The 10454-nt window shown below is 45.8% G+C and carries 4 protein-coding genes and 1 pseudogene; 4 read left to right on the top strand and 1 reads right to left on the bottom strand.

Features of this window, described 5'->3' with window-relative positions:
- The first annotated feature begins 7 nt into the window (after positions 1-7).
- Both CAG69_RS06345 and CAG69_RS06340 read left to right on the top strand, forming a co-directional pair.
- Positions 8-1621, top strand: coding sequence for an alpha-amylase family glycosyl hydrolase (locus CAG69_RS06345; RefSeq protein ID WP_161443247.1), 1614 nt, complete (start codon positions 8-10; stop codon positions 1619-1621).
- A 331-nt stretch (positions 1622-1952) separates the two neighbouring features.
- Positions 1953-3569, top strand: a pseudogene (locus CAG69_RS06340) (endonuclease).
- A 99-nt stretch (positions 3570-3668) separates the two neighbouring features.
- Here CAG69_RS06340 and pulA read toward each other — a convergent pair.
- A complete protein-coding gene (pulA, locus tag CAG69_RS06335; RefSeq protein ID WP_161443245.1) occupies positions 3669-7658 on the bottom strand; it encodes a pullulanase-type alpha-1,6-glucosidase in 3990 nt (1329 codons plus the stop codon).
- Between the two features lie 546 nt (positions 7659-8204).
- Between pulA and CAG69_RS06330 the strand changes: the two genes are divergently transcribed.
- On the top strand, positions 8205-9401 hold the full coding sequence (locus tag CAG69_RS06330; RefSeq protein ID WP_046875696.1) for a tetratricopeptide repeat protein: 1197 nt from the start codon (positions 8205-8207) through the stop codon (positions 9399-9401).
- A gap of 540 nt (positions 9402-9941) precedes the next feature.
- Positions 9942-10388, top strand: coding sequence for a helix-turn-helix transcriptional regulator (locus tag CAG69_RS06325; protein ID WP_031780583.1), 447 nt, complete (start codon positions 9942-9944; stop codon positions 10386-10388).
- Positions 10389-10454 lie beyond the last annotated feature (66 nt).

Below are 10454 nucleotides of genomic sequence, written 5' to 3'. Positions count from 1 at the left end.
GAGTAAAATGCGTAACGTCCGACGTAACCATCGTCTGTATCGATCGCTGCTTGCGTTAAGTGTGATTGGTGCTTTATCTGCGTGTAATTCTTCTGGTGGTGGCGATACTAATAGCAGCACTCCGCTACCGGATACCAGTTATGCTTGCCAAGCCAATGTCATGGCGCAAAGTAACCAACTTCGTACTTATCAAATCATGGTCGAGAGTTTTGTGGATGGTGATGCAAGCATTGGTCACGGTACGGGCTATGGCACCAGTCATCATAATGGCGATTTGCAAGGGGTGATTGATTCACTTGATTACATCCAAGATTTAGGGATGAACGCGATTTGGTTGACGCCAGTTTTTGAGTCTGAAGCGATCGCAGGACAAGATCACTGGGCCGATCGTTTGGATGCCACGGGCTATTTTGCGACAGATTACTTTAAGATCGACCCAAAATTTGGTGATTTAGCGACCGCGAAAACTCTAGTCGAAGAAGCACACAAACGCGGTTTGTACGTATTTTTTGATGGCGTATTTGGTCATCACAAAGATGGCTTGATCAAACCCTCACCTTCCGGCTTGTTGCCTTCTGGCTCAAGCAATCCCGTTGATTACCCGGCCAGTCTCGATTTCTACAAAGAGGTGGCGACGTATTGGATCAAAGAACTGAAGATTGACGGCTGGCGTTTAGATCAAGCCTATCAAGTTCCGACAGACGCTTGGACACAACTTCGTAAAGCTGTCGATGAAGCCTCGCAAGGTGTCACGTACACCAATAGCAAAGGTGAACAAGTGAATCCGTTGGGTTACATGGTGGCAGAGATTTGGAAAGGGGAGTCTGAGATCGCGAATGAGGCGTATGGATCGAACAGCGATCCGGCACTGTGCTCTGCATTTGATTTTCCTATGCGCTATCGCATCGTTGAAACTTTGGCCGTGAATGAGAGTGGCGTGGGTGGTCGCGGTGTGGATTGGCTAGACAACGGTTACAGCACACACAACCAATATCCAACACATGCGCAGCCGAATTTGATGATCGGCAACCATGATTTAGTGCGCTTTGGTGACTTGTTACAGCGCGGAAACTTGGCGGATGTGAATGATGCAGAATATTGGTTACGCCATAAAGCCGCGTTTGCTTTCCAAGCGGCGTACACCGGGCCAATCACGTTGTACTACGGTGATGAAATCGGGGATCAAGTGGATGGTTTTGCCGCAAAAGAAGACAACAGTACCTGTGCCATTCAAGGTTTGTGCGATGATCACGTTGCGCGCAGCAGTGCGAAAATTGAAGGCGTGACGGCGACGCTTGATGCAAACCAAGCCGATCTCAAAGCTTATGTGACATCGCTGATGACAATGCGCGATGCGCATCCTGCACTTTATCAGGGGTCACGCACGAATTTAGTTGCGAGTAACGGCAGTTATGTGGACTTGAAACAATCTGGTACAGACAAAGTCTTGTTTGCGCTAAATACCTTAGAGAGCGCTAGAAGCGTCACTCTTACTCAGGAGAGTGTTGGTACTGGTGAGTTGGTGGATTTGCTCACGAATGAAAAAATTACTCCGAGCAATGGTCAATATCAGATTCTGATGTCGCCACTACAAGGACGATTCTTTGCGGTAAAACCTTAAGGAATTATCCAGAATTGATGCTCACCAGTTGAGCTGACCACAAGCTTTCTTATAAACAAGCCAAGTGTTGTTGCTGACCCCCATAGGCGCACACTTGGCTTTTTTCTGTCTGTTTTACTTTTCCCTTAATGGTTTTACGACGATGTAGCCAACAAGTTGCTTCGCTTTTTGTATTGGCGTTTGTTTTCAGCAGATGGATATTTGTGAGATAAGCTGCACATTAAAAAGTAAATTAACACTTGTGCAACGTAAAAATGTGACTGAAGGATTACTTATGCCTTACTAATATGTTTATCGTGTTTGGGATTTACATAACTAATGGAAAAGTATAATGAAATCCATAACGAAACCCCTCTGTCTTCTTGCTGTTATTAGCTCTCCGCTTGCATATAGCCAAATTCTCAATGGTGACTTTGAACAGTGGAATGGTAGTGCGCCTACGCAGTGGTCAGTGATTGACGCGGGCATCGCGGTGTCGCCAAGCAGCGAACAAATCAAATCGGGCGGCCTGGCTGCTCAAGTCGTCGTGAATACAGGTACCCAAAGCAACACTGACCTTTTGCAAACCATTAATGTGGAGCAAGGGAAAACCTATCCGTTTTCTGTCTCGGTTTATCACACCGAAGGAAATGTAAAAGCACGTCTGGTGGTTGATGGTTATCACAATTACTCAGATCCGCAGCAGGTAAACCAGTGGCAAGAGCTGGCGCATAACTATACTGCGAGTTCGAACAAGACCATCAATGTCGGGTTGCGTTTTTATGATGAGGCCGGTTTTGACGGCTCAGAAGTTGTCTACATCGATAATTTTCAACCGACCGAGACAAGTACACAACCTCCTGTAGAAAATTGTAGCGATCATGAAGTGGTTCTTACACTCACGACGGACAACTATGGCTCAGAAACTAGCTGGGAGTTGAAAAATAGCCAAGCGCAAGTGCTTTTCTCTGGTTAGGGGTATGAGTCGTCAACCACTATTGAAAAGACCATGTGTTTAGCCGATGGTAACTACCAATTTACGATTCAAGACAGCTATGGCGACGGCGTTTGCTGTGGCAATGGGTCGGGGTCTTACGCGTTGAAGGTGGGAGATAAGACTCTTGCTTCTGGCGCTGAATTCTCGAAAAGTGAAACCACCGATTTTACGTTAGGTGACTCAACCACGGCCCCACCAGTGGTTGATGGTTACTACCAAGCGGCGTCTGGCAAGACGGGCTACGCTCTAAAAACGGCGCTGTTTAACATCATCAACAATCACACTAGCCGAGGTTATTCTGCGGTGTGGACCTTGGTAAAAGATGCCGATATTGATCGTTATTACGAAAATGATGGATCTATTCTCGATATGTATTCTGAAAAGCCATCTGGTAGCGATACAGTAAGCTTTACTAAAGTCACAGACCAATGTGGCCAATACAAAACGGAAGGGGATTGCTACAACCGTGAACACTCGTTCCCGAAAAGCTGGTTTGGCGGTAAAGTTGAACCGATGAACTCAGACGGTCATCATTTGTTTGCAACCGACGGTTATGTAAACGCCAAACGTAGCAACTGGCCATTTGGTGAAGTGGGCACCGCGACCTACGTGTCTAGTAATGGTTCTAAACTTGGTCAAGCAAGTACTAGCCTAGGTTATTCCGGTACGGTGTTTGAGCCGATCGATGAGTTCAAAGGCGACTTTGCTCGTGCCTATTTCTACATAGCAACCCGCTATGAAAATGTTGTAGGTAACTGGGAAGGCAATTCAAGCAATGCGGATGCTGTCCTTGATGGTTCAAGTTCAACGGTTTTTGAACCTTGGATGTTAAACATGCTTAAGCGTTGGCACAAAAATGATCCCGTTAGTGAAAAAGAACAAAACCGCAATCAACAAGTGTTTGAGTTTCAGGGCAATCGCAATCCATTTATTGATCACCCTGAGTTTGTTGAACAGATTTGGGGAAACTAACACCTTCTTGATTTTGGTATCCACCATTTAGTGACGCCAACAAAACAAAGGGGAAGCGTGATGCTTCCCCTTTTTCATTACGGATGTTTTTAAATGAAACTAGTTTTTCGTTACCGTCACGATTGGCGCCGACTTGTCAGCCGCGTTGAAGTGGAAGTTGTAATTTCCTGCTTCTGCAATCGCAATTTTCAGGTTTGCACTACCGCCACCGACTTCCATCGTTAGCGCTTTACCAAGCTCAACACTGCCTTCGCCACCGAAGTTGGTGTCTGCTGCCCAGTCTGCACTTGCAATTTTCATCTCGTAGCTACCCGCCGCTAGGTCAATGTCTAGCGAGTAAACATCATTGGCGACGTAGCTGAACTTCGCTGCTGAATCTTGCGCCGGAGTGTCCCAACTTGTGATGGTGCCACGTAGGTAAAGTGCTGTTTCACCGAACGTTGGTGCATCTGCTGACTTCGTCACTGAAACGACAGGTTTTTCTACGCTTTCATCTTGAACATGTAACGCGTTCAGAGTGAAGTTGTACTTACCAGTTTCAGCGACAGACAACGTACAGTTCCCCGCAGAGCCTAAGTCTAGTGAGCCAGAAGCCAAATCCGCAGCATCACAACCGATGTTTGGATTTGCCCATCCTGCGTCCGCAAATTTGAACTCGTGTTCACCTGCTTCAAGAACGCCAGTTACAGAGTACATGCCGTTGCCAATAAAGGTCATCGCCCAGTCACTGCTATCTGACCACTCGTTCATGGTGCCTTTGACGTAAACCACGGTTTCGCCGTAAGGAGGAATGCTCGATACGTCTTTGTTATCCGTGTTTACTGGTAGGCCAGCACCTTGCGCGCCGTCTTGTGGCTGTACGAATACCGCTGTTGTCAGTGCAGGTACTGTGAATGTTTCATTGGCGAAGCTTGCACCTTTCACGATGTCATCCGCAGAGTTTTGTTGAACTTCATGCAGCTCGAAACCAGTTGCGCCAGCAACTTTGAAAGATTTCTCAGTTGATGTTGAGTTCACAACGGCCACGATCGCATCGTAGTTCGAATCCAAATCGGCACCTGCTGATGTGCCATCGTCGATAGACATCACAATCAAGCCTTCTACTTGGTCTTGGCCCACGTTGCGGAAATCAACGCGATTCATCACTTCTTGCGCGGTGTCTAAGCGGAACAGTTCGCTTGTACTGCGGATTTTTAGTAGCTCTAGGAATTGTTGCTTCGTCAGCTCGATGTCCGTTGAGTCTGGTTTCGCCGTGCTGTCACCGACGATGGTTTTGATCAACTCCCAGTTTGCACCGTCTTTGTCTTCACGTGGTAGACCAACGTTCCAGTTATTGTCGCTTCCATCGAAGAATACACGGTTGAACCAGTCACCAGAATCGTACGAGTCACGCTGCATGGATTTAGAGCGCAATAGCTCAGAACCCATGTGGATGAATGGAATGCCTTGACCAAGCATCACCGTTGATAGTGATACAGACTGCATTCGTGCTCGCTCAGCAGATGAAGTACCTGTCGCAATCTTGTAAGCGTTGTTGTCCCACAGCGTTTGGTTATCGTGCTTAGACACGTAGGAAATGTTCTCTGATGGCACTTTTGTGTAGCCTGCTGGAGCACCATTGTAATCAACATTCTTACCAAGTTTGGTTTCGCCTTTGTAATCCAGAAGGACGTAGTCAGCTAAGTTACCAGCCATACCTAGACGAACCAGATCTTGGTTGTGTAGGCGGCCATTCACAGATTCTGCATCAGTTTTGGTTTCTTCGTTCGGGTAAGCGGCGTTACCAAAGCCTTGGTTAAAGCGAAGTGGGTGCTTACCTTCAGAATCTACACCGCCATCAAATGGGCTTCCGCCACGAACTGCGTCACGCAGACGATCAGAGAAAGTACCGATTTCTGTCCCCGCCATGTTGACTTGTGTCGCCTGATCGAAGCGAGCGTTTTGCGCGACTTCACCAAAGTCCCAACCTTCGCCGTAGAACAAGGTATTCGGGTCAATTTCACGGACTTTTTCAAGTGCGTAAACCATCACATCTTTCGGCTGGTGGCCCATAAGGTCAAAACGGAAACCATCGACTTTATAGTCATCCGCCCATACCATCAATGAGTCAACCATTAGTTTACCCATCATCAAGTTCTCGGTTGCGGTGTTATCACAACAGGTTGAGTTTTCGACGCCGCCAGTGTTGACGTTTAGGCGGTGGTAGTACCCAGGGACAATCTTATCCAGTACTGATTTTTCGTTCACACCAGATGCATTTGTGTGGTTGTACACGACGTCCATGACCAGTTTCAGATCCATTTTATGCGTCGCTTGAACCATTTCGCGGAACTCAAGAATACGCTTAGACCCGTTAGGATCGGTCGCATAACTGCCTTCTGGCACGGTGTAGTGGTAAGGGTCGTAACCCCAGTTGAAGCTGTCTAGCATGCGAAGATCGTTCATCAACGCTTGTGCTTTGCCCGTTGTTGGGTCGTAGCTATTTAATACCTCTTCAATCACTTTGCCGTCATCTTCGGTCTCACAAATGGAGGCTTCTGGCTTGATGCCACAAAGCTTACCCACGGTGTCGGTGATATCGACTCGCTGGTCAGCGTCTTCATCCACGGTTGCAATATCAAATGCAGGTAGGATATGCAGCGTTGTTAGGCCTGCATCTTTTAAGGCTTTTAAGTGAGAAACAGACTCACGCTCAGTTTCTGTAAGGGCAAGATATTTGCCATCAAGACTTGGCGTGCCTTTGCTGTCATTAAAGCTGAAATCACGAATGTGTGACTCGTAAAGGACATGGTCTTCGTCTTTTTTAACCGTTGGGCGTGCGTAGTTATTCCAATCTTGAGGCATTAAGCTTGGATCATCCAAATCAACCACTTGCGAGTATCGCGAGTTTTTAGACAAGCTCATTGAATATGGGTCTGTTACCAAACGCGTTTCAACGACCCCTGTTGTAGGGTGGTACACCTTAACTTGGTAGCGATAGTATTTGTTAACAACATTACTTTGTGCCTCAGAAGCCCAGATACCTGTTGCTGGGTCTTCCGTCATGGCAACGGTCGCTTCTTCTGCTAAGTTTTCATCGTAGATTATCAGATCAACATCTTGGGCAGTTGGCGCCCATAGCTTGAAGGTTGCGGCACCGCCTTCCACAATCGCACCGAGTTCTTGACCAATCGCGTTACCTGCCTTGGAATCGGCAAACACCGCATCCAAAACGCCCGGCTTTTGCACTTCAGTTGCAGAAATGACGTCACCATTTGCGTTGTAAGCCACCATAACAATTTGTGACTTCAGGATCGTACGCAAGGTCGCGTCATCGACGTCTATACCCGCAGCTTGAAGGCTAGCAAGGTGACGGAAGCGTGATTTCAGACCATCAGACAACTCACCAGCTTTTGTCAGCTCAACCGCTGTACCGCCAGAGATTTGCTTATCTTCATCCATTTTGATGTCATTGCTAAGGCTGTAGAACAGCTTCATGGAATCCGCACTGCTCGCCGCTTCCCATGCAATGGTGTTGGCGTCTAACCAATGGGCTTTTTGACCATCAATATCAACAGGGCGCTCTTCTATTGGCTCGTAGTAAAGTTCACTGCTGCCGTGGAAGCCAAACAAACCTTTCGATTCGCCGATTTTCGTCAACTCTACTTTTGAGTTTGCGCTGCCGAACGCTTTCTCATCACCTTTGTGCAGAATGAAGTTCATGCATTCGTGTGGGTCAGAGGCGTCTGGGTTTATTTTCAGTACGTAGTAAGCACCGTAGGTGTCGTTGATGCCATCGAATGGGTGTGGCGCAGACCAATCCGTTCCTGTTCCCGGAATGCCCATTGCGTCTAAATCTGTGCTGGTACAGCCCTCACCGTTCCATAGGTGCAAGCCCCAACCTTCGTAGTCGCTGGCCGTTGAAGCTGATGCTACGTCACGTTTGTAATAAATGACGACTTCGTTCTCTCCCGCAGGGTACAAGCCTGAGCCAGGGTTCGTCGTATCTTCGTTCGTGCTATCACTACCACAACCGCTGATTACCGCGACGGAAATCAAAGGCAGTACGGTTTTGGCAATTGTTGATAATTTAAATGTCTTATTGTCCACGTTTACAAATCCATTGTTATTGAATTGATATTGAGCTGCGCGCTGCCTTCGCTGACTCAATCATCAAGAAGGTTTTGCACACGCTAGAAAGGCAGATGCCAAAAAAGGAAATGTTCAATTAGATGCTAATACACTGAATCATCAGCAAAATGTGAGAGCAGGCTGTTAAGTTTTTTACAGGTGCAAATTTTCTGTCACAGTCGATTTTGTTCACAAATTAAATAATAAAACAGGCGCATAGTGAGAGATTCTGCACATCATTAAAATGTAAATTTTTATGGGAGGAGTAAGGGGGGATGATAGGGGAGGAGAATATCTCAGCCCCAAAACCGTGATTAAGTTCTATAAAAATCGCAGTAATATTTTTTAATTAAAAATAAGTTGCAGTGATATTGAATAAAATACCGCCATTAAGTCTTGGCAAGCTTCAGATTTTCGCTAAGTGGTCGTTATATAATGAAGGTAGTCGGCGTTATGTCGGCGCGTAATCTTAAGATTTCCCTGAGAGGGAGATGAATTGGGCCCTGAAACCAAAAGAGGCTATTTATGAGTAGTATGGGCATTGCCATTGCGGCAACTGGCCTTTCACTCGTCCTGATATTTGTGTGGATGATCTCGTTGTCGATGCGGAAACAGAGACTCGAGGCAGAGAGGAAAGCTCGCGAAGCCGCTTATCGAAAGGCGATGCAAAAAGCGCGAGAGCAAGAGCGTAAAGAGCGTGAGTTCAAAGCAGAAACCGGACATATCCCCACCATTTTATTTCTAGCGAAAGAAGCTGAGAAGGACAACATTCGTCAAGCGCTGTATTGGTATGATAAAGCCGCTAAGTTGGACAACGTGACGGGAATGTACGGTATTGTTCGCTTGAGTGAGCGCATGCGTGAAGATGTGATTTTAAAAGAGCAGGCAAACTTTTGGCGTACCGCCATTGCCGGAATGGAAGGGGATACCGAAGCGAAATTTGCGACAGGCAAAGCGTTGGTTTTTGGTCGCGGAACGGAAAAAAATATTCCCAAAGGTAACCAACTGATTGAAACCGCAGCCGAGGAAGGCTGCATTGATGCCATGCTTTACATGGGTGAGTGGCAACTTTCACCAGACAATAGTGCAGGACGCAGTGCAGATGCACTTTATTGGTTTATGAAAGCGGCTGAAAAAGACAGTGCGGACGGAAAGATCCAAGTTGGCTTATGTTACCTAAATGGTGTTGGTACAGAAAAAAGCATGGTCAAAGGCTGCTATTGGCTTGAAAGGGCCGCAGAAGGTGGCAGCGCCGAGGCGATGTATCATGCTGGCGAAGCGTGGAAGGACAAAGGTAAAACAGGCAATGCGATTGCTTATGTTTGGCTGTTTCTTGCTGCCAATATGGGGTATCAGCCAGCGCGTACGTTGCGTGACGAAGTGGCGACCAATATTGGTGTTGACGTCGTCGTTGGATTGCAATCTATAGCGAAACCGTTGCAAAGGAAGCTGGCGTCAGGGATGGTAAGAAAGCATTCCATTATTCGGGCGCTGAACAAGGTGTACAAACGCGAAGCGTACTTTCCTGCAGAGGAGGAGCTTAACGCGGTGTTGAGTGATGAAAATAAAGACGATGCTAACGCATGGGATGAAGCATCGGCGCCGAACTTCCAGCCTGACATGACGACCGCAACGACGGAAGGGCAGACAACCACATCGTCCACCGAAAAAAAGCTCTCTAAAGAGGCGCTCGATTTCACGCAGAATTTTCTTCAACCATAATTTATCTTATCCATAAGCCTCATAATTGAGGCTTTTCTTTTGCCTTTCTGTCTCAGTATCTCTGTCGGTTACAACTACAGACTGTAAACTTATCTAAGCGATTTATTTACTGGATTGCATACTATTTATTCGAATTTTCAACACATTTTTAGTACTTCGATAAGGCGGGATATGTTTATCTTCAAATAGAGGGATTTCCCTCTTTATCTACTTCTCCTGTTGGGCTCAAATCAAGTCTCTTCAATTGATAGTAATAATGATTGAAGAGCAATACTTGATGCCCAGAGTAATAGGTGAATAGTATTCATTACTTTATCTAATAATGTAAATTAAAAATTGTATTATAAATCTTAAATTGTGTTTTTATATTTAGGCATGGATTATTGATTTTATAATTAATTAGGCGCAAGATGACGTACAAAATAAAATAGCATAGATAATATGCAGAATTACACTAGGAAGTAACTTTTTCATTACATGTTTCAGCAGAAATGGAGCGAATTAGTTTGCTCTGTTTTTATTTCTATTAGAGATTTGTGTATGTTGAGAATCATTAGTGCAGATAAATTCATCTCTTCAAGATTTATCTTAGAGTACAGTAAGGCTGAGTTCGCTTCTTTATTAGGCGTTTCCGTTGCTAAGATAAGTAATATTGAAAGTGGAAAATCTTCAATCCCCCCGGTGTACGATTACGCCATTAATTATTTACTTAGTGAGCATCCTTTTAAAGATAGTGCTGTTGACGCTTTATGCTCTCACGAAACGTTAAACTTTGCTCGGCGTATTGACGTCAACACCAAAGTAAAGCGCCTGTCCTGCAAGCGCTGCGATAGCCGAAGGCTGCACGTTATGGCAGGAATGAGTGGGTTGTATTTTGTTGAGTGTATGGATTGTAAACATACCATGTACTCGTCAGGCATGTCTGTAAAGCGTTATCAACAATGGTCGAATGGTGGAGTCAAGCTAGATAGTCATTTATTCAATTAAGTTGTTTTTTCTTTATATCCAAAGTAAAGAGCCATCAATACATGTGTTGATGGCTCTTTTATTATG

Source organism: Vibrio sp. V43_P6S15P86 (assembly GCF_009904725.1).
GTDB lineage: Bacteria > Pseudomonadota > Gammaproteobacteria > Enterobacterales > Vibrionaceae > Vibrio > Vibrio diabolicus.
Note: the sequence above shows the minus strand (reverse complement) of the source record. Positions and strands in the feature narration are given on the sequence as shown.

What these genes read in the sequence shown, in the direction of transcription:
- CAG69_RS06345 (WP_161443247.1), top strand. Translation starts at nt 8, where the DNA reads ATGCGTAACGTCCGACGTAACCATCGTCTGTATCGATCGCTGCTTGCG.
- CAG69_RS06330 (WP_046875696.1), top strand. Translation starts at nt 8,205, where the DNA reads ATGAGTAGTATGGGCATTGCCATTGCGGCAACTGGCCTTTCACTCGTC.
- CAG69_RS06325 (WP_031780583.1), top strand. Translation starts at nt 9,942, where the DNA reads ATGTTGAGAATCATTAGTGCAGATAAATTCATCTCTTCAAGATTTATC.